General features: G+C 61.2%; 22 protein-coding genes. All 22 read right to left on the bottom strand.

Annotated elements, in window-relative coordinates:
• Positions 1-70: 70 nt before the first annotated feature.
• Entirely contained in the window at positions 71-571 is a 501-nt protein-coding gene (locus tag ABTV87_RS06030) for a CinA family protein (RefSeq protein WP_085605305.1), read from the bottom strand.
• A 68-nt stretch (positions 572-639) separates the two neighbouring features.
• Positions 640-1,170 carry a lysis system i-spanin subunit Rz gene (locus tag ABTV87_RS06025; protein WP_433899126.1) on the bottom strand — a complete coding sequence of 177 codons (531 nt, stop codon included), beginning with the start codon at positions 1,168-1,170 and terminating at the stop codon, positions 640-642.
• A complete protein-coding gene (locus tag ABTV87_RS06020; protein ID WP_007954927.1) occupies positions 1,152-1,715 on the bottom strand; it encodes a glycoside hydrolase family 19 protein in 564 nt (187 codons plus the stop codon). The genes ABTV87_RS06025 and ABTV87_RS06020 overlap by 19 nt, the downstream gene beginning before the upstream one ends.
• A gap of 56 nt (positions 1,716-1,771) precedes the next feature.
• Entirely contained in the window at positions 1,772-2,008 is a 237-nt protein-coding gene (locus ABTV87_RS06015) for a hypothetical protein (RefSeq protein WP_433899125.1), read from the bottom strand.
• Positions 2,009-2,019: 11 nt separating this feature from the next.
• Positions 2,020-3,222 (bottom strand): carbohydrate binding domain-containing protein, encoded by a 1,203-nt coding sequence (locus ABTV87_RS06010; RefSeq protein WP_433899124.1) that lies wholly within the window; start codon positions 3,220-3,222, stop codon positions 2,020-2,022.
• Between the two features lie 18 nt (positions 3,223-3,240).
• Entirely contained in the window at positions 3,241-3,687 is a 447-nt protein-coding gene (locus ABTV87_RS06005; protein ID WP_433899123.1) for a hypothetical protein, read from the bottom strand.
• Positions 3,688-4,587, bottom strand: coding sequence for a gp53-like domain-containing protein (locus ABTV87_RS06000; RefSeq protein ID WP_433899122.1), 900 nt, complete (start codon positions 4,585-4,587; stop codon positions 3,688-3,690).
• 22 nt (positions 4,588-4,609) lie between these two features.
• Entirely contained in the window at positions 4,610-5,176 is a 567-nt protein-coding gene (locus ABTV87_RS05995) for a tail fiber assembly protein (RefSeq protein ID WP_433899121.1), read from the bottom strand.
• 7 nt (positions 5,177-5,183) lie between these two features.
• Positions 5,184-6,278: a phage tail protein gene (locus ABTV87_RS05990; RefSeq protein WP_433899120.1), complete on the bottom strand. Its 1,095-nt coding sequence runs from the start codon at positions 6,276-6,278 to the stop codon at positions 5,184-5,186.
• Positions 6,279-6,407: 129 nt separating this feature from the next.
• Entirely contained in the window at positions 6,408-6,923 is a 516-nt protein-coding gene (locus ABTV87_RS05985) for a phage tail protein (RefSeq protein ID WP_433899119.1), read from the bottom strand.
• The gene (locus tag ABTV87_RS05980; RefSeq protein ID WP_433899118.1) at positions 6,920-8,077 is read right to left on the bottom strand and encodes a phage tail protein; all 1,158 of its coding nucleotides are present in this window, start codon (positions 8,075-8,077) and stop codon (positions 6,920-6,922) included. The genes ABTV87_RS05985 and ABTV87_RS05980 overlap by 4 nt, the downstream gene beginning before the upstream one ends.
• 70 nt (positions 8,078-8,147) lie before the next feature.
• A complete protein-coding gene (locus ABTV87_RS05975; protein ID WP_085605284.1) occupies positions 8,148-8,567 on the bottom strand; it encodes a tail fiber assembly protein in 420 nt (139 codons plus the stop codon).
• 17 nt (positions 8,568-8,584) lie between these two features.
• The gene (locus ABTV87_RS05970) at positions 8,585-9,463 is read right to left on the bottom strand and encodes a gp53-like domain-containing protein (protein ID WP_433899117.1); all 879 of its coding nucleotides are present in this window, start codon (positions 9,461-9,463) and stop codon (positions 8,585-8,587) included.
• 11 nt (positions 9,464-9,474) lie between these two features.
• Positions 9,475-10,074 (bottom strand): YmfQ family protein, encoded by a 600-nt coding sequence (locus tag ABTV87_RS05965; RefSeq protein ID WP_039771270.1) that lies wholly within the window; start codon positions 10,072-10,074, stop codon positions 9,475-9,477.
• Positions 10,062-11,105 (bottom strand): baseplate J/gp47 family protein, encoded by a 1,044-nt coding sequence (locus ABTV87_RS05960; protein WP_433899116.1) that lies wholly within the window; start codon positions 11,103-11,105, stop codon positions 10,062-10,064. The genes ABTV87_RS05965 and ABTV87_RS05960 overlap by 13 nt, the downstream gene beginning before the upstream one ends.
• Positions 11,095-11,493, bottom strand: coding sequence for a phage GP46 family protein (locus ABTV87_RS05955; protein ID WP_169429101.1), 399 nt, complete (start codon positions 11,491-11,493; stop codon positions 11,095-11,097). Before ABTV87_RS05955 ends, ABTV87_RS05960 begins: the two co-directional genes overlap by 11 nt.
• Positions 11,493-12,002: a phage baseplate assembly protein V gene (locus ABTV87_RS05950; RefSeq protein ID WP_011332728.1), complete on the bottom strand. Its 510-nt coding sequence runs from the start codon at positions 12,000-12,002 to the stop codon at positions 11,493-11,495. Before ABTV87_RS05950 ends, ABTV87_RS05955 begins: the two co-directional genes overlap by 1 nt.
• 27 nt (positions 12,003-12,029) lie before the next feature.
• Complete coding sequence (locus tag ABTV87_RS05945) at positions 12,030-13,073, bottom strand: phage baseplate assembly protein (RefSeq protein WP_258712969.1); 1,044 nt, start codon at positions 13,071-13,073, stop codon at positions 12,030-12,032.
• Between the two features lie 3 nt (positions 13,074-13,076).
• Positions 13,077-14,312 (bottom strand): DNA circularization protein, encoded by a 1,236-nt coding sequence (locus ABTV87_RS05940; protein WP_433899115.1) that lies wholly within the window; start codon positions 14,310-14,312, stop codon positions 13,077-13,079.
• Positions 14,299-16,407, bottom strand: coding sequence for a hypothetical protein (locus ABTV87_RS05935; RefSeq protein ID WP_433899114.1), 2,109 nt, complete (start codon positions 16,405-16,407; stop codon positions 14,299-14,301). Before ABTV87_RS05935 ends, ABTV87_RS05940 begins: the two co-directional genes overlap by 14 nt.
• A gap of 130 nt (positions 16,408-16,537) precedes the next feature.
• Positions 16,538-16,834: a phage tail assembly protein gene (locus tag ABTV87_RS05930; RefSeq protein ID WP_003222226.1), complete on the bottom strand. Its 297-nt coding sequence runs from the start codon at positions 16,832-16,834 to the stop codon at positions 16,538-16,540.
• Complete coding sequence (locus ABTV87_RS05925; protein ID WP_007908779.1) at positions 16,831-17,178, bottom strand: phage tail tube protein; 348 nt, start codon at positions 17,176-17,178, stop codon at positions 16,831-16,833. The genes ABTV87_RS05930 and ABTV87_RS05925 overlap by 4 nt, the downstream gene beginning before the upstream one ends.
• Between the last annotated feature and the right edge of the window lie 11 nt (positions 17,179-17,189).

The raw sequence follows: 17,189 nt of genomic DNA, 5'->3' as shown, positions 1-17,189 counted from the left end.
TAATCAATAAGGCCTGACGGCCAACACCTGTATAAGTAGCCAGTATTATTCCACAGCGTTCACGGATCGCCTACCCCTGATTTTCGATTTCTCGTGCCGCTAGTCGCAGCAAGCCCTCTAGCGCGGCCTTCACCGTTTGTCGGCGGACTTCGTCGCGGTTGCCGGGGAAGTGTTGAACCTCGCTGGAAACCTGGTCGCCCACGCCCCACGCCAGCCAGACGGTGCCCACCGGTTTGTTCGGCGAACCACCGTCCGGCCCGGCCACGCCGCTGACTGCCACGGCAAACCGCGCCAGGCTTTTTTCCTGGGCGCCGCGCACCATGGCCTCGACCACTTCGCGACTGACCGCGCCGACGGTGCCGAACAGCTCCGTCGGTACATTCAGCTGCTGGGTTTTCTGGCGGTTGGAATAGGTCACGTAACCCGCCTCGAACCATGCCGAACTCCCCGGAATGCGGGTGATGGCTTCAGCAATCCCGCCACCGGTACAGGACTCGGCCGTCGTGACGTGGGCATTGAGCAATTGCAGACGTCGGCCAAGTTCGGCCGCCAGTTGAGTGATTTCTTTCACGGCGCGCTCCGGATCGGATGGAATGGGTACCACCGTACACGAGCCGGTTGCGCTTTCAATACACAAGCTTATTCAAAATGTGCAGGCGCCAGCGCTCTGATATAGGCCTGACAGGCCTGCAAGGCGATCAGTCCACGGTCGCCTTCGCCGGTGATGGCGACAATTCGTCGAGCATGCGCCGGGTCAAGTCGGGCGCGTACGGCTGCATGATCCACGCCGCCGGCGCTGGAGGTGGCTGGCACACCGCAACCTTGTGCAGTGTCGCCTGCGTCGATGAGGACTGACAGGCGCAGATCAGCAGTGGCAAGACGATCACGCAGACGATCCTGATCACGTTGGGCATCGTTCAGTGCTCGATAATGGGTTTGTTCACTGGCCGTGAGCCGTTGCTCCAGGGCCAGACGCTTGTCCTGTTCGGCCTGTTGCGCGGTAGCGGCCGTCAGGGTCAGTTGATTGAGGATTTCGGCGTGCAACCGCGCCTGTTCGGCCAGTTGGCGGCCGTAGCGCCAGTCCTGAAACTGCCAGGCCAGCGCTGCCGAACCTGCGGCCAGCAGCATCAGACCGATCAGCCGCCAGACGCTCAGACCGAAGGCAGACATAGCACCGCCCTCGCCCGCCCCCAGAGTTCCAGGCGATCCTGCAAGCCGTTCAACCCGCCGTTTATCCGCCGGGTAATGCTGTTGAACTGATCCTGATCCGCCAGCGCGTTCAGGCCGTTCTGCGCCCAGAACCACGCAGCGGACTCGGCCGCCCATTGCGGTTGTTCCAGCAGTTCCGGCAGCGCCAGCAAGCGCTCGTCACCGAACAGCCCGAGGCTGCACTGGCGATAGTTGGCGCGGCCGGTAATCTGGATCAGCCCGCGCCCGCGATACTTCTGCCCGTCGCCATCGGCCTCGGGCGTGTTGCCCAGACGCAAGGCCAGCGTACCGGTATCGTATTTGCTCAGGTATTGGTTGTTGCCCAGTTCACGCACGTACTGCAATTGCCCCGATTCGTGTCCGATCTGGGCGAGAAACGCAGCCACGCGTTTAGGTGTGTCGATGCGATGGCGAGCCATGGCATCGTTGAGTGCAGAAACAAAAACGCCCGCTTGGCGGCGGGCGTTGGGCATGATGTTGAGTAGGTTGTCTTCAGTGATTTGCATAATGCTCGGTCCTCCCTGGATGCTCCGATTGAATCACGGTTGGCGAACAAAGCTGATCAGCCATTGTTTACCTCAGTTTTCAGAGTGCTGTCCGGGGACACCTGAATCATTCGCTTGAACAAACCCAGCATGCCTTGACTGGCCGTCGAATTCGGCGGATCCAGTGGCAGTACCTGTCCCCCGGACACCAGCCACTCCTGGTACTCCACCCAGTCACGGTTGCTTGATTCCTGTGGAATGAACGCTGAATCACTCAGGCGCAGAACGCCAGACGATGTGAGCTGATAACTCATGGACTTGCCTCCTAGATTTCCGCGTCCGCGGTCCAATCGACCTGCAAGGCCTGCCCGGGAAAGCTGCCTGGGGGCGTCACGGTGGCAAGCGCAAACCCTCGCTCGCTCACACTTTGCAGGATGGTTCCTGTGCAGGCCTTCGCCAGCGATGAATGCCAGACTTGATTGCTCGCCTCCCCCGGGCAATACGTTACGACCGTAGGCTGTACACGCTTGGGCACCTGCATGTCGATACACATTCCATACTGGCCGGAATTGGCTGCCGCCACTTGGGAAAAGGTGGCGATACAGGTTGCTGGACCGTTGTTCGAACGGACAGGCAGACGATTTACAAAAGATTTTTCGAAATAGCGCTGACAGAGAGTCAACTCTTCGGCCAAGGGACGGTATTCAAACGGTGTTGCGACCGGCCCCTCTTCCAACTGCATTTGTGCCAGATCGACGGTTTGCAACACGTTGAGCGGCAGATCGAACGACAAGGTCAGGCAGTCATTCACGCCGAGCATTTTCCCGGCGATGGTTGGTACCTGAAACGTTGCGCTGTATTTCTTCCACGACGTACTCAGTTGAAAGACGTCGACAACCTTCACCACACCTTCCGAGCCTCCCGCCCCGAACTGCTGGGCAATCGTGACGCGCAAAGGACGCGTCGCATCGGACCGCGCCCAGAAGCTGACCGTCGCCGTTCGCCCGGCCAGGGTCCTGACCGATTCGATGCTCTGGGAGACTCTATGCACCGTTGCCCCGGTGCCCGCAGTGGCCTGCTGCCAACGCAGGAAGAAAGCGGGTTCGCCAGTGACCTCGGTTTGACCGAGGGCAAAATCCTGGCGCGAAATGCTGACACCTGCGTTGCCGTTCCAGTCGCAGCGGAAGCGATCCGCCACATACCCACCGATGTTCGGCGCCTGATTGGTCGTGCCGCGTTGCCAGATATTGAATCCGCCATTGATCAACAGATTCTTGCGATACACCTGAACAGGAAACTGCTGCAGCGGATCGGGCTTCGCCAGTTGCCGAATGGCCTGTGCCAATTGATCGGTCTGCTCCTCATCCGGCGTCAGGCCGGCGGCCGTGATCGCGTTGAGCATTTCCTGGGTCACACTGTTGCCCCAGCTAGCCGGGATCAACGATCCCGGTTTTCCTGCAATCGGATCCTCATCGACAAACCTGCCATTCTCCAGGCCTGAGCCGGGAACGCTTTTCGGATAATCCATTTCAGATTCCTTGATCCATTAGAGTGCCGAGGCCAACCAGCGCGGCGCTACCGGGCGATGCTCGCTGAACGGGAAAAACGACGCTTGGGGCCAGTCGCGCAGCGCTCGCCGAAATGCTTGCAGTTCGGCGTATTGCTCGGTAGTCAGGGTGGTGCCGCCGCCGTCCTCCAGCTCATCGCGGTCACGGGCCACCAGGCCGTCGGTCGCGGCCAGTTGCGCCGTGCGCCAGCGGCGTTCTGCGTCAGCCGCTACTTCGGCAGAGGGAGGCGGTGGATCGACCAACACCGGATAACCGTTGTCCGCACGCACGCCGATCACTTTTGCAGACACCGTCAGTTGTTGCAGCAGCGATTCCCAGTACGCCTGGGGAATTTCGATGACGTCATCGGGAATGTCCGACGAATTGATACCCGGTACATAAACGCCCCGGGTGCTGGCGCTGAACAGAACGTTGAACGGATTCATTCAATAGCCCTTTGCGTGATAGAGGACAGTCCAGTTAGCCGCAACATCGCCGGTGTAACTGCGGATTTTCAAAGTGCATCCCTGTTTGCTCGGGGCCGGATTGCCAGTGAGAATGACCATGGCACCATCTCCCCCCGAATGAATCGCCACGATCGAGCTGAAAGCGTTGGGGAAGGAAATAGGGAAGACAACTTTGATATCGCCATTTGCATCCGAAACAGCCATGCCCCACTGATCGATGTTGCCGGTCGCATGCCGTTGATAACCGCTATTGCCGCTGGATCCGCTCAACAGCGACGAGTAACGGTTGCTCATTGTTCCGCCAATCAACCGCCATTGGCTGTCGAGCTTGATGAACTCGGCGCAATCGCCAAGCCCGAGGACGATCGGCCCGCCAGCGCCATTGGAGGCCTTGATAACATCGCTGCCGACCGTTGCGATGGTCAAAACGCCGGTGCCGGCATTGATCACCTGAAGGGTGCTGCCGTGGGCAATGTTGCTCGTGGCCGGCAACGTCGTGGAAATCGCTGTCGCACTGGAAAAACTGGCAACTCCACCGACGTTGGCCGCGGTCAGCGCAACACTTGCTGCATACGAAGCAAACCCCGAATACTGCAGTCCGCTGCGGGTCACGAACTCGGTGGTGGCAACCGACTGATCGCTGTCGAACTGCGGTGGGGTCGCAAACAATTTGTTACCCCGCAACGCGGTCAGCAACTGATCGTTGGCGGATTCGGACGGAGTGAGCCCGGCGCTCTGGATGACCTTCAATATTTCCTGCGTAACACCATTGCCCCAACTCGCCGGGATCAACGATCCCGGCTTGCCCGTGATCAGGTCTTCATCGACAAATCGGCCGTTGACCAGGCCGGCACTGGGGATACTGTTTGGATAGTCCATTACATTTCTCCTTGCTTGGAAATCAGGTGTTCAACGTTGTGCCGGGCACAACGGGCCAGGTGATTTCTTCGGGGAAACCGGCCTGTTTTTCGATGCGGTTCAGCTCGACGCTGTAAAGCTTCCATTCGAGCAATTGCAGTTGCTCTTCGTGGCTGGCGTCGCCGATGTCCTCGGCATATTGCAGCGGCGCGATGCGCAGGACCGCGTCGCGCAGCAGCGTGTCGCGCTCTTCCAGAATCTGCTGGCTAACGCTGTGCAAACGGGCTTGCTCATCCAGTTGCCATGCGTTGTCGCGCCACACATGGAATTCCCCGGGCCAGGGCTGGGTTGTCAAGGTTTCGGGCAGCTCGCCCAACTCACTCCAGATCTGCTGCCCGCCACCGTCCTTGCGAAAAACCGGACCGCGCCGGTCAATCACTTCTCGCGGTACACCGTTGATCAGGGCCCAGGTACGACCAGATTCAGGCGCGGGTAACTCGAACGACAGTTCCACCGCGTTGCCGGGCAATTGAATACCGATGCCCGGGGTCACGAAAAACTCGACAGGCCCGGACAAAACGCCCGCGCCGTCAAACAGATAATTGAACATAGGCACCTCAGATGAGTTTGATACGGCCGGGATAGGCGATATTGCGAGGGCGGGACTTGAAGGCCAGCAACAGGGTGTTGGCAGCATCTCGTTGGTAGGTCGTATTGGCAGGGAAGACAGGGCCGCCGTTGACTAGTCCGGACACGTATTGCGGCTCTTCACGAGACTCGGCACCGAAGCCGGTCAGGCTGTCCGACCACCACGCGCCCACCGCACCGGCACCATTGGCACCCATGGCATACGAGTGAATCGATCCGGCCTGAAAGGCCCCCATGGCACGGCCGGTGTCCACGCCCCTGCCCTCGTCCAGAACCCGCAGAAACTCGCCTCGCCCTTCAGGGCCACGGAAGGTTGACGCACCGTCACCCGACGTCCATTTACCTTCGTTTCCCGCACGCGCGGCCTCGGTGCCCAACATTCCGGACAGCTGGGCGTGGTCCCACAGCCAGGGCCACTCGACACGCTTCATGACCGTGCCATTGAGCGCACCGTAACCACCAGGACTGAGCAAGGTGGTCGTCTCGAAAAACGGTCGGCCAAGGGGGGTGTTGTCAAACCGACCGACTGGCCACCAGCTACCGGCGGCATCGCTGCGCAACTGCCACCAGTCGCCGCCGCCCATCAACACCAGAAACGGATAACCGCTGGGTGAAAGATGCGTGTGAAAACGAATGCGGTCGGCACCCGACGCCTGGACGATCAGACGGTTGCCACTGTTGTCCATGCGCCGAACAATCACGTCGCGCACACCCAGCGCCGCGTTTGCCGCCGGCAGTGTCACCGTCACGGCACTGGATCCGCCATCGATCAGTACCAGGCCCAGCTCCGGGTCGGTCAGCGTCTTGGATGCAGTCAGCCGCGTTACCACCGACCGCATCGGACTGGCGTTGCCGACAATCGATTGAATGGCTTTGAGCAACTGACCGGTATCGGTCTCGGCGGCTGTCAGCCCGGCGCCGGTAATCACGTTGAGAATTTCCTGCGTAACGCTGTTGCCCCATACAGCCGGGATCAACGACCCGGGCGTTCCCGCCACCGGGTTTTCATCGACGAACCGGCCATTGACCAGGCCGACGCTGGGGACACTTTTTGGGTAATCCATTGGTGTTCGTTCCTCTGAAATGACAAATGAAACGTGGCCGCGCGCGGGTACTCGCAGAGGCTAAAAACGCTTCTGTTCCTGAAAATAAAAAGCCCACAATGAAGTGGGCTTGGGTGACGCGGGCTGCGGTTACGAGGCCCGGTTGGCGATAAGGTCACGAATGGCCTGCAGCGCCTCATCGGCGGCCGCGCGGGCCTGGTCCATCTGGCCTTTGCCTGCGCAAGCGCGAATCTGGGTCTTGGCCTTCAGGCGCAAGGTGCGCAGGGTCAGCAGGCTGTCGCTGAGCTGGGCGGCCTTGTCGAGAATCTGCTCGGCCGACTGTTTTGCCGAACGGCCCTTGGCGACCCAGGCAGCGACGGACAGCGGCACCTCTTTTTTCGGGTAACCCGCGTCCTGAAAGGCCTGAGCGTCAATGGCAGCCTGGGCGTATTCCAGGGCTTTGAGCGGATCGCCGGCCAGCTGAATGCGAACGGCGTCAGCGGTCGCATCGACTCTGGCACACAACTGTTCGGCGGCCTGCTGATCGAGCAGCGCCGCTCTTTCTTCGTTGACCACCCACTGTTCGCCATTCCAGTCATGGGCCGCCGATGGCGCTGGCGGAAGCAATTCGCCGTCGATCTGATGCAGTTCCTGAATGACGATCATCGAATGAGCTCCCACGACAGCTGGACGTTCACAGCTTCGCCAAAGTTGATCGGAATACCGACGCTGTAGTCGGTCACCGGATGGCTCTTGATACCCATGCTCAGCAACAGTTCATCGCTGTCGGCAATGGTCTGTCCCAAGGTGTGCTCCGCCTGGTAGCTCTGCCAGAGAGAGCGCAACTGAGCGTGGTCGAAACTGGCGGACAACGTCGAAACAGTCACGTCATTGAGCACGTTGTTGCTAAACAGCGTACACGGGTAAACCGTAGCGGGATTCCAGCCACCTGCGTTGTTGGAAGGAACCGTTGCAATCGGTGACAGGTAGCTGTAGTTACCCCCTGCCCACCCAGTTCCCGGAAACGCAAGAGTAGTGACGGCCGTCGACGAAGGCGTCGGGTTACCCACGATCAACCGTGCAGCACGAGCATGGGGATCGAGCGGCAAAAACACCGCACCGGTGCCGTTGACGGTCTGTGTCCAGGTCAAACGTGCCCGGTTGTAGATTGCACGCACCACCGGCACAGAACCCGGCGCACCGGTGACTACCCAGGCCAGGCACATGTCCAGCACCGAGCTCTGGAAACCACCGCCGGCAGCACCGTTGACGGTGCCCTTCAGAGACTCGGGCGTCGCGTCGTAGATCGTCCCGCGCTGCAAGTAGAACGTCAGCGCACCAGCCACCACCTGCGCCCGCAGAAAGTAGCCCGAACTCGGCAGCAGATCGGCGCTGCTCCAGGCCTGAGTGGTGAACGTGCGCGAACGTCCCAACTGCCCCGCCACCACTTCCTGACCGATGCTGACGTAAACACCCGCCGGCACCGACACTCGTCCGCCGCTGGTGGATGCGGCCGCCGGTGTAATCGGCATCCGGGCATCCGTCGTGGCAACCGTTGGCAACGGCAACGCTGCCAAAGGCAACGCCAGATCCTGATTCCAGCCCTTGGCCGAAACGCTCTGAATCGCCTGGAGCAACTGATCGTACTTTTTCTCGTCCGGGGTCAGATCCCCGGCCTTGATCACATTGATGATTTCTTGCGTAACGCCGTTGCCCCAGTCAGCGGGGATCAGCGACCCCGGCGTCCCGGTCAGCGGGTTTTCATCGATAAATTTCCCGTTCACCAGACCGGCGCTGGGGACACTCTTTGGATAGTCCACGTGCGGACCTCCCGTTATTCAGAGGGATGATTTTCAGGGTTGGTTTTCAGGGATCAGGCCAGTGGCGGCCTCAGGCAGGCAGTTCGGGCCAGACTACGTGTTGCGGGTAATCCGGCTGTTTTTCGATCTTGTTCAGTGCCAGCTTGTACGTGGCGTAAGCCTTGAACCGCTGCATGTCGTCGGCATCCAGCAATCCTGCGATGTAAGCATCGGCCATGCCGACAGTCTGCTGATCGGCCTCCGCCAGCAGCTCATCACGTCGCGCCAGCGCAGCTGCTCGCCGCTCGGCATCAACTTGCTGGGAGGTGTTCGGCAAGGCGTGCTTGGTGACCTTACCTTCGGTGTATCGCCAGATGCCGTCACGCTCATCGATCGTGCGCAGGAATAGCTCGTCGGAGATTTCCACCGCGCTGGCCGGAATCTGCGTGTGAATCATCGGGTCATAGCGCCCAAGGAGTTCACCCTGGGCGTCAAAATCAATAAATTTCATCGTCTTTACCTTTGATTTCAGAAGCCCATGGCAAACCAGTTCCAGCCACCGGGATCGGAGTTTGAAAATCGTTGAAACTGGCTTAACGAGAGTCTGTAAAAGGAAAAACGCAGGTCTGCGAAACTCGGGGAAATATCGCCACCGGACAGAAACAGCACGGCGTTGGGAAAGGCAATCGGATAGGTGATGGTTTCGCTGAGGCCGCCGCCCCCGGCCAGTCCCCATTGCAGAATCAGGCCGCTGGGAAGGCGTTGATAGCCACCGGCAGTGCCCAATGAAGCACCGAACGCCGGAGAGTATTTGAGCGCACCATCGCCCGAATCCAGGCCCCAGCCACCGCCCAGCAGAAGTCGCCTGAAGGTCACGTAACTGCCACCGACAAATGAAAGCGAGGTACCCGAGACCCCACTGGTGGTGCTCAGGGTTTCGCCCGTTCTGGCTTTCACGGTCAAACCACCGGAGCTGGCGGCAAGAGATACCAGTCCGCCCGCAGGAACGCTCGACCAGTCAGGCAATGTCGCAGTGCTCGGTCCAGTGAAGATAGAGAGTTTGCCGACGTCCGCGGCCGTCAACGTCACTTCACCGACGTAGTTGGTTTGCCCCGCCAGACTGCCCAGCGCGCGCTGGACAAACTCCGTCGTCGCAACCTTCTGGCTGGAGTCGAACTGTGCAGGCGTTTCAAAAAGTCGTTTGCCGCGCAACGCCTCCAGCAATTGCGTGTTCAACCCTTCGGTGGGCTCGATGCCCGCCGCCTTGATGACCGTCAACACTTCCTCGGTCAGCGCATTGCCCCATTCGGCAGGAATCAACGATCCCGGCGTTCCCGTGATCGGGTTTTCATCGACGAATCGGCTGTTGACCAGACCCACACCGGGCATGCTTTTCGGATAATCCATCCCGCTACTCCCTAGTCATAGTTGATGTGCACCTTGGTATGCGCCGGTGCCGCCCGGTGGATCAGGCATTCCAGCGCCGAGCCCGGATTCACGCCGAAGCGTTCGCCCCAGTAACTCGCGCCATAACGCCGGCCGAGCAGCAGCCGGCCGCCGGTGTTGAGTGTCCACATGAACTGCGCTTCCCAGGTGCCCCAGTGCGCCGCACCGAAACGCGAACGGCCCATGCGCGGAGCTTCGAGTTCGGTGATGGTGGCGTTGGGGTAACCCTGGCTTTTGGCGATTTCCAGGTAGTAGCCGACGGCCTGGCTGCCGACCGCCAGCAAGCGGCGGCGCACGGCGAGACGACGGTCGTCGAACAGCGGCGTGGCGCCGAGGCACGGGTCGGGCAGGTTCATCACCTGTTCCCAGTCCGGCACCAGTTCGCTGACGCCAGCCGGGTCCATCTCGTTGAGCAGGTCGGCGGCGCGAGCATCGAGGCGCGCCAGTTCGACGGCGACGCCTTCCAGCACTTCCTCAAGCTCCGGCACGCGCTCCGGATCCCACGCCGGGCCGCTCGGCAGCAAGGCGCGCAGTTGTGCCTGGTATTGCGCGGCGGTTCTTATGGCAGCCATACGCACCCCCCGAAGGTGAGCAGTTCGCTGTCACCCGCGGCCACGTTCGCCACCGGAGCCGAGAGCACGTGATCGGTTTCACCCGCCGCGCTGCTGATCGCTTCGCGGATATGGCTGATCAACAGATCCTCGCCCAGGTCGGCTTCGCGGTTATGCAAATCGCGCAACTGGGTTTCGACGGCGGCACGCACGGCGGTGGTGTCGGGGGTCAGCTTCAGCTGATAGGTCACCGGCTTCTGCACCGGCGGACGTACATGCACTTCGGCAGTCACCGGGCGCAACGGCTCGATGTAGGCCTGCACTTCGGCCAGTTGATCGGCATTCGGCACCGGTTGCGGATCGTCGTCGCGCATGATGTACACGCCGACGGTGCCCGGTCCGAGGAAGCCGCCACGGCACCACGCGCGGGTCACGCCCGGCACTTCCAGCGCCCAGGTTTCATAGTCGCTGGCGGAACCGCCGTGGGGGATGACGCGATAGGAACGGATCACCCGCGAGCGCAACGACTCCAGGCTTTCACGTGCCACGCCACCGTTCAGTCCGGGCGCCAGCACCACAAAACTGTTGCTGACCACACCGGCGATCGGCTGCACCGGCGTCAACGCCAGCCCGGCCTCGGCGTTGCCCAGACTGCCGGCATCCAGCGCGGCGATGCTGGTGCTGTTGACGCCATTGACGGTGGTGCGCGCGGCAGTGACTTTGAAGGTGCGGCCATCACTCGCCTGCAGCAACGTATCAGCGTCCAGCACCGCGCCCGCCGTCGCGTTGAAGCTGACGTTGCCGGTGGCGACCTGCGCCGGTTTGCGCGGCTGGTTCAGGCGCAGCGCGGCGATGCGTTCCAGGGTCGACTCGTCGGCGGTGTCGGGCAGGATCTGCTCGGCAATCCAGTCGAGGTAGCCGTACAGGCCATAAGCGGCGCCGCCGAGTGTGCGGGCCAGGACTTGCGCATCGGACTGGCGCAGCGAATCGCCGGCCAGGTCGCTTTGGGTGCGCTTGATCAGCACCGGCAGCGAAGGGGTTTCAAACGGCATAGATCACCTGCCAACTGTTATCGGGGTTGATGTCCAGGCGTTCGCCGTCGGCCAGGGTCAGGACCGTGCGCAGGTTCAGGCGCTGGGCGTCGAGGCGTTCGCTGATGATGTCGATGGCGCTGCAATGGCCGTCGTCGATCAGCCACTGCAAGGCTTCGCGGGCATAGAACTCGGCGTCCATCTGGGTCTGGCGGGTCAGCTTGACCCGGCGCAGCAGCCACAGCCGCGAGCCGATACGATCGTCGGCCACGGTGGGAAAGGTATCGCCCCACCAGCCGAAACGCTCCTCGTCGTCGAGGGCATCGTCGTCGGCGGCGCGGCGCCAGGTAAACAGGCTGATCAGCACCGAACGGGTCAGTGCGGCGTGGAGGTTCTGACTGAAAAGCATCACTGACCTCCCGCCGGCGCGCCGGTCTGGCCACTGCCCGCCTGCACGCCAACATGCACATGCTTGATCTGGCTGATGCCGCCGGCCACCTGGTCGCCTTTGGAAACGATCTTGCCGGTCTGGTTGATCACCGGCGTCTCGAAGTTCACGGCAGTGCTGGCGCGAATGTTGAGCGTGGCGGTTTCGATGTCGATGATCCGCCCGCGCTTGAAGTGAATTTTGTCGCCCTCGTCGGTGTAGATCGCCACCTCGCCGGCCGCCAGCGATTGCAGGCGGTAACGGCGGTCGGCGACCACCAGAGCGATGGCGTGAGAACGGTCGCCGCCGAGAAACGTGACGACGCCTTCGGCACCGGCCAGCGGATGGCTGGTGAAACCGTAGGGTTCGAAGTGCTCCATGTCGTCGTTCACTTCACCGGCGGTGAGGCGCATTTGCAGCGATTGCAGCTTGGATGCCGAATTGGCGAGCACGACAGTGCCGCGCGCCAGCAGGCGTGTCAGTAGGCTCATAGGGTTTCCTTGGAGGGAGGTGCCGGCTCAGGCTTTTTTCGGTGGGGTCGGATTGGCGTCGAAGGTATGCGGCGGTGCCACTTGCAGCGTGGTCACCGAGCCTTGCGCCGACAGCGAATACGTCACTTTGGAAATCAGCATGTCGCCATCGAAACCGAGTACCGGATCCTTGACCTTCACCAGCGTGTTGTGCCGCCACAGATCGCCGTTGGACTGGCGCCAGCCCTGTACCTGATAAGTGGTGGTCAGCGCCCGGCCCATGCGCGTGGCGCTTTCCCACTGGGCCCGTTGCTGGGCCAGTTCGAACGTCAGTTGCGAGCCTTCGTTGATGATCGTCGTGCGACGACGCTTGAAGCTCAGGTCGGTCGCGCTGGATTCAACCTCGCTGACCGCTACCCCGCTCTTCTTGTCGTTACCCTTTTGCTGGCCGATCACCCGGTATTCGGAGAACACCTGGCTGTGATCCATCGGCGCATTGGCCGACAGAATGTTCTTGCCCAGCTCCAGCGCATCGCTGGCGCGGCCGCCGCTGCCCGGTTTGGCCAGCACCAGCCGACCCTCGGCGTCATCGGTGGAAAACACCCGGTACAGCGAGAGCAGACGGTCGATCGACTGAAACACCGTTTCACCCGGAACGATGGTGTGTTTGCTCAGGCGTGCGGTCTCGGGAATCTCGTTGACCACAAACTGCGTGTATTCCCCGGCCAGGGCCTGGACGATGTTCAACAGCGGCTGTTCCTGCCATTGGCCGGGGATGTTTCGCGCCGCACAATCGACCAGATCCTGGGTCTTGGAACTGCCTTCGATGCTCAGGCTGATCTGCCGCCCGTCATAGCTGATCGGGGCCTTGAACACATAACCGGTGAGCACCAGATCCTTGCCGATCCGTACTTCGCACGGGTCGCCGGCCTTGATCCGCTGATCCACGGTCTGCCCCGGCCATTGCCAGGTGATGTCGAGTTTGAAGGTGCGGAACTGGCGCTCCAGGTCCGCGGTGATCTGCACGCTTTTCCAGCCGCCGTATTCCATGTTGTTGACGGTCAACGTGACGCGGTTATCCATCTCGCTCATGGCTCACTCCCTGGAAACTTTGACTTCGTTGGGTGGGAAGCTCGGATGAGACAGACTGTTGCGCTGAATGACCTCGGTCACACGGGTGGCGTCGCCAAACTGCTTGTAGGCCACGACCACTGCCGGAAAGGTTTCCTGGAAAGTTTTGCTGACCAGTCGCACACCGGACGAAGCCACAGCCTTGAGGTGCGCGATCAACGCCTCCTTCACATCGGCGATGGCTTGATAGTGCGCGGGGTCGGCCTTGTCCTGGGCCTTTTGCAGCGCTTCGTTCAACTCTTTTTGCAGCGCTTGCAGATCATCGGTGACCGGGACTTCCTGGCGCGTGACCGGCTGCTTCGACTGCTGATCCAGCGAAGGCGTCGAGTTGAGCTTCACCGGTGTCGACGCCACCGGCATCGAGGCCACCCATTGCGCCGCTTTGACGATCAGGGTGTCCTGCACCAGATTGGCCATCGCTTGCGCGGCGGCATTGGTGTCCTTGCCGGTGGTGATTTTCGGCGCATCGGCCTTGCGGATGGCTTCGATCTGTTGGGACACGTCGGCAATCACGCCACGGTAGCCCTCCTTCGCGAATGCCTTCAGCTCCTTGATATCGCCGAGCAAGCCCTTGAACTCCGCCGCCACGTCCTTGGGCAGTTCCTTGACGGCCCTGACCAGCTCGGTGATCTGCTTGTACTGCGCGATCAGCGGCTTGAGCTGCTCCTTGATCACGTCGTACACGCCGGTGAGGCTGTTGCGCAGATTGGCGATGCCGATCCGCGCCGCCTTGATCAGGGTCATCGCCTGTTCGAAGCGCGCCACCGCCGAACCGAGCAAACCTTCGGCCTTGATCAGCAGGACTTTTTGCGTGCTGACCGTCGCCGTCGGAAACGGCAGCGGTCGGTCCGGGTAGAACTTCAGGCTGAACGTCACCATCCCGCCATCCTGGCGGGTGTGAGTCATGTCGCACTCGCCGACCTTGACCTGCAAGCGCCCCAGCCACGGATGCACCAGTTCGCCGCTGCCCTGCTCCAGGGCCTGGAGCAGCTTGTCGCGCTGCTCCAGGCAATCGGCACCGATGATGAACGCCGTCAGATCGTGGGTCTTGGCCTGCTGGCCGAGGTCCTCGAAAAACGGCAGGTCGCGTTGCGGGTATTCGTGCAACTGCCCCTTGCGACCGACCGGGGTTTTCGCCTGGTCGATCCAGAAACCGACACCGCGAAAGGATGCCGGCAACAAACGGTCACGCCAGTTCATTGGAACCTCCCATGGAGAGCGAGCGATAGCCGATGCGCGAACTGAGCGCCAGCCCCGGTTGATTGGTTTGCGGTTGATCGGTGCGCAGCCCCGCCGGCGCATTTTCGAAGCGCACCGTCAGGCCGCCTTCGAGTTGCGTGCGGTTGTTGGCGGCGCTTTGCTGGATCAGGGCGCTGGAGGATTGCGGCAAAGAACTGGTCATTGTCGACGAGGCGGAAGCAGCCGCCGGGGACTGTCCGGTAATCGTAGCCACAACGCCGGAAAGATTGCCATTGAGCAATTCCCGGATGGGTGCGACGACACTTTGCAGTTTTGCCCACAGTTCGCTGAACCAGTCGAGGATCGGCTCCCAGGCTTGCTTGATCGACTCCATCGGCGATTGGCTGAACAGCGTGCCGAAGGCGTTCGAGACCGATAATGCCTCTGTGGTCAACGATGCCCACAAACCGGAAAAGTAGCCCTTCAAACCGTCCCACTGCGCCATCGCCGATTCCATCGGCGAGAAGTTGAACAGGTTCTGGAACTCGCTTTTCAGCGTCAGCGCACTCGCCCGCAGCACATCCCAGAGCGCAGAAAACACCTCGCCCAACGGTTGCCAGTTACTTTGAATCAGGCTGAACGGCGACCAGGAGAACGTTGACTTCAGTTGTTCCCAACCGGCTGAAGCCGTTGCTCTCATGTTGTCCAGCACACCGGAGAACATCCCCAGAGCCGAACCCCACACGCCGGAAAGTCTGTCGGCCAGCGAGCCGTCGAACGTTGCCTTGAGCGTGGCCCAACCGGTGGTCGCGCTGGTAGCTGCACGGTTCCAGAACCCGCTGAACACCGTTTGAGTGGAATCCCAGACTTCGGCCAGTTTTGCCTTCGGCGAGGCGTACAGATTGGCCTTCAGCGCTTGCATGCCAGTCGCAGCTTTTGCTGCCGCGCTGTCCCAGAACTCGCCGAACACCGCTTGCGTTCCCCCCCAGACTTCGGCCAGTTTCGCCTTGGGCGAGGTGTACAGATTGGCCTTCAGTGCTTCCATGCCGGTCGCGGCTTTTGCTGCCGCGCTGTCCCAGAACTCACCGAATACCGTTGCCGTCGCACCCCAGACCTCGGCCAGTTTCGCCTTGGGCGAGGTGTACAGATTGGCCTTCAGTGCTTCCAGGCCGGCGACGCTACCGGCGACGGCGTCGTTCCAGTAATCCTTTACGACAGCGCCAGCCGAATCCCACAGCTCGCCCATCATCGCCCCGAACGCATTCAGGCGCGCGGTCGCGCCCTCTGCAAGACGACTGGCACCGGCAACGGCGTCAGCCTTCATTTCTTCCCACTTCTGTTTGGCCGAGGCTTGCATCGAGTCGAATTTCAGCTTCGCGCCCGATGCCATTTCGTCCCAGCCTTTTTGAACCTTGTCGATACCGCGACGGGTCGAAGCGCTGAGCGATTGCCAGGTCTCGCTGAAGAATCCGCTGATCGATCCCCAGTTGTCGGTAATCAGCCGCGCGCCAATCACGATGACTGCCACCGCTGCAGCAATGGCCGCAGCGATCAGGCCGATCGGTGACGTCAGGATCCCCAGCACCGCAACCAGCCCCATCGCACCGACCGTCACTACCGTGAACGCCACGGCCGCAGCTGCCAGTCCTTCGACGAGATACGGGTTGTTCGCGACGAACTGGCCGATCGAGGTGATCACCGGCGTCAGCGCCGTGACGATACCGTTGACGGCCGGCAATAGCGCCTGACCGATATTCAGCGAAATCTTGTCCAGCGCCTCGTTGAATTTCTCGAGGTTGGCCGAGGTTTCGCCGTGGACAACCTTGGGGACTTTCAGCCCCTTGTTCGCCCTTGCTTTTTTCGCCAGTGCATCCTGCGCTTCGATGGCCTTTTTGATGCCGTCCTGGAACGGCTTGAGCAGCCCACCTTCGGAGATGAATCCGGCGACGTCCAGCGGCTCGAGGCCGCTGTCTTCCATGCTTTTCTTGAATGCTGCGACCTTGCCGCGCAGCCCCTTCATCTCGGCCTCCATTTTCTCGGCGCCCTTGAGCACCACGAGCATGTTGACCGTGACGGGGAAGTTCTGCGGGATCAGGCTCAATTGTGTATTAGCCATCACTGCACCTGCTGCATCGCATTGATCCGTTGCGCGTGCTCCAGCGATTCGCGAAGCACATCCAGTGGCCTGGCCATCATCTGTTCGGGGTCAACCTTCCAGAACCAGGCCAGGTCATAGGCGACCGAAATCAGGTCGGTGATGGCTCCGACGCCGCACTCATGAAAAAACTCGCAACGGCCCAGCTCAGCGCGTTGAGGTCAGCCAGATCCAGCTGGTTGACCGACGACGGCGGAATGCCGGCGCACACGGCGATGTATTTGGCCGCCACGTCCATGTCGAGGCTGACCTCTTCGCTCTTGTCGATCTTGTACGGCAGCGCCTTGATCGCTCGTACCTCCTGCACCGTCGGACGGCGCAGGACGAGTTCGGTCAGGGGCTCGCCGTGAGCTTCGATCGCAACCTGAAGCTTCACGGCGCCGCTCATTGCCAGGTCCCCTTGATGCCTTCGAATTTCAGTTCGATGGTGGCGTCATCGCCTTTGGAGACGGGTTCTTCGACCAGGTAGGCGCCGGCCAGTACGTAGACTTTGCCGTTGCTGAATTCGCAGGTGACGGTGATGTCGGTGCCTTCGATCAGCTTCTTCAGCGGGAAGTCGGCGGTGTGCAGCGCGGTCACCTTGAACGATGGCGCGATGTCGGTTTCCTTGTAGAAACCCGGCACGACGGTTTCGCGTTTGACGGCCATCAGCGGGGCTTCGCAGCCGCCATTGATAGTCAGTTGTGCACCGTCGACCTTGACGTAGCAGGTGCCTGCAATCAGTTGACCCATGGTGTTACTCC

The organism is Pseudomonas sp. PSE1(2024) (assembly GCF_050990555.1).
GTDB classification, from domain to species: Bacteria; Pseudomonadota; Gammaproteobacteria; order Pseudomonadales; family Pseudomonadaceae; genus Aquipseudomonas; species Aquipseudomonas aphyarum.
The sequence above is the reverse complement of the archived record's forward strand: the minus strand, read 5'-3'. Positions and strand labels throughout refer to the sequence as shown.

What these genes read in the sequence shown, in the direction of transcription:
- ABTV87_RS06025 (WP_433899126.1), bottom strand. Translation starts at nt 1,170, where the DNA reads ATGTCTGCCTTCGGTCTGAGCGTCTGGCGGCTGATCGGTCTGATGCTG.
- ABTV87_RS06020 (WP_007954927.1), bottom strand. Translation starts at nt 1,715, where the DNA reads ATGCAAATCACTGAAGACAACCTACTCAACATCATGCCCAACGCCCGC.
- ABTV87_RS06015 (WP_433899125.1), bottom strand. Translation starts at nt 2,008, where the DNA reads ATGAGTTATCAGCTCACATCGTCTGGCGTTCTGCGCCTGAGTGATTCA.
- ABTV87_RS06010 (WP_433899124.1), bottom strand. Translation starts at nt 3,222, where the DNA reads ATGGATTATCCGAAAAGCGTTCCCGGCTCAGGCCTGGAGAATGGCAGG.
- ABTV87_RS06005 (WP_433899123.1), bottom strand. Translation starts at nt 3,687, where the DNA reads ATGAATCCGTTCAACGTTCTGTTCAGCGCCAGCACCCGGGGCGTTTAT.
- ABTV87_RS06000 (WP_433899122.1), bottom strand. Translation starts at nt 4,587, where the DNA reads ATGGACTATCCAAACAGTATCCCCAGTGCCGGCCTGGTCAACGGCCGA.
- ABTV87_RS05995 (WP_433899121.1), bottom strand. Translation starts at nt 5,176, where the DNA reads ATGTTCAATTATCTGTTTGACGGCGCGGGCGTTTTGTCCGGGCCTGTC.
- ABTV87_RS05990 (WP_433899120.1), bottom strand. Translation starts at nt 6,278, where the DNA reads ATGGATTACCCAAAAAGTGTCCCCAGCGTCGGCCTGGTCAATGGCCGG.
- ABTV87_RS05985 (WP_433899119.1), bottom strand. Translation starts at nt 6,923, where the DNA reads ATGATCGTCATTCAGGAACTGCATCAGATCGACGGCGAATTGCTTCCG.
- ABTV87_RS05975 (WP_085605284.1), bottom strand. Translation starts at nt 8,567, where the DNA reads ATGAAATTTATTGATTTTGACGCCCAGGGTGAACTCCTTGGGCGCTAT.
- ABTV87_RS05970 (WP_433899117.1), bottom strand. Translation starts at nt 9,463, where the DNA reads ATGGATTATCCGAAAAGCATGCCCGGTGTGGGTCTGGTCAACAGCCGA.
- ABTV87_RS05965 (WP_039771270.1), bottom strand. Translation starts at nt 10,074, where the DNA reads ATGGCTGCCATAAGAACCGCCGCGCAATACCAGGCACAACTGCGCGCC.
- ABTV87_RS05960 (WP_433899116.1), bottom strand. Translation starts at nt 11,105, where the DNA reads ATGCCGTTTGAAACCCCTTCGCTGCCGGTGCTGATCAAGCGCACCCAA.
- ABTV87_RS05955 (WP_169429101.1), bottom strand. Translation starts at nt 11,493, where the DNA reads ATGCTTTTCAGTCAGAACCTCCACGCCGCACTGACCCGTTCGGTGCTG.
- ABTV87_RS05950 (WP_011332728.1), bottom strand. Translation starts at nt 12,002, where the DNA reads ATGAGCCTACTGACACGCCTGCTGGCGCGCGGCACTGTCGTGCTCGCC.
- ABTV87_RS05945 (WP_258712969.1), bottom strand. Translation starts at nt 13,073, where the DNA reads ATGAGCGAGATGGATAACCGCGTCACGTTGACCGTCAACAACATGGAA.
- ABTV87_RS05940 (WP_433899115.1), bottom strand. Translation starts at nt 14,312, where the DNA reads ATGAACTGGCGTGACCGTTTGTTGCCGGCATCCTTTCGCGGTGTCGGT.
- ABTV87_RS05935 (WP_433899114.1), bottom strand. Translation starts at nt 16,407, where the DNA reads ATGGCTAATACACAATTGAGCCTGATCCCGCAGAACTTCCCCGTCACG.
- ABTV87_RS05930 (WP_003222226.1), bottom strand. Translation starts at nt 16,834, where the DNA reads ATGAGCGGCGCCGTGAAGCTTCAGGTTGCGATCGAAGCTCACGGCGAG.
- ABTV87_RS05925 (WP_007908779.1), bottom strand. Translation starts at nt 17,178, where the DNA reads ATGGGTCAACTGATTGCAGGCACCTGCTACGTCAAGGTCGACGGTGCA.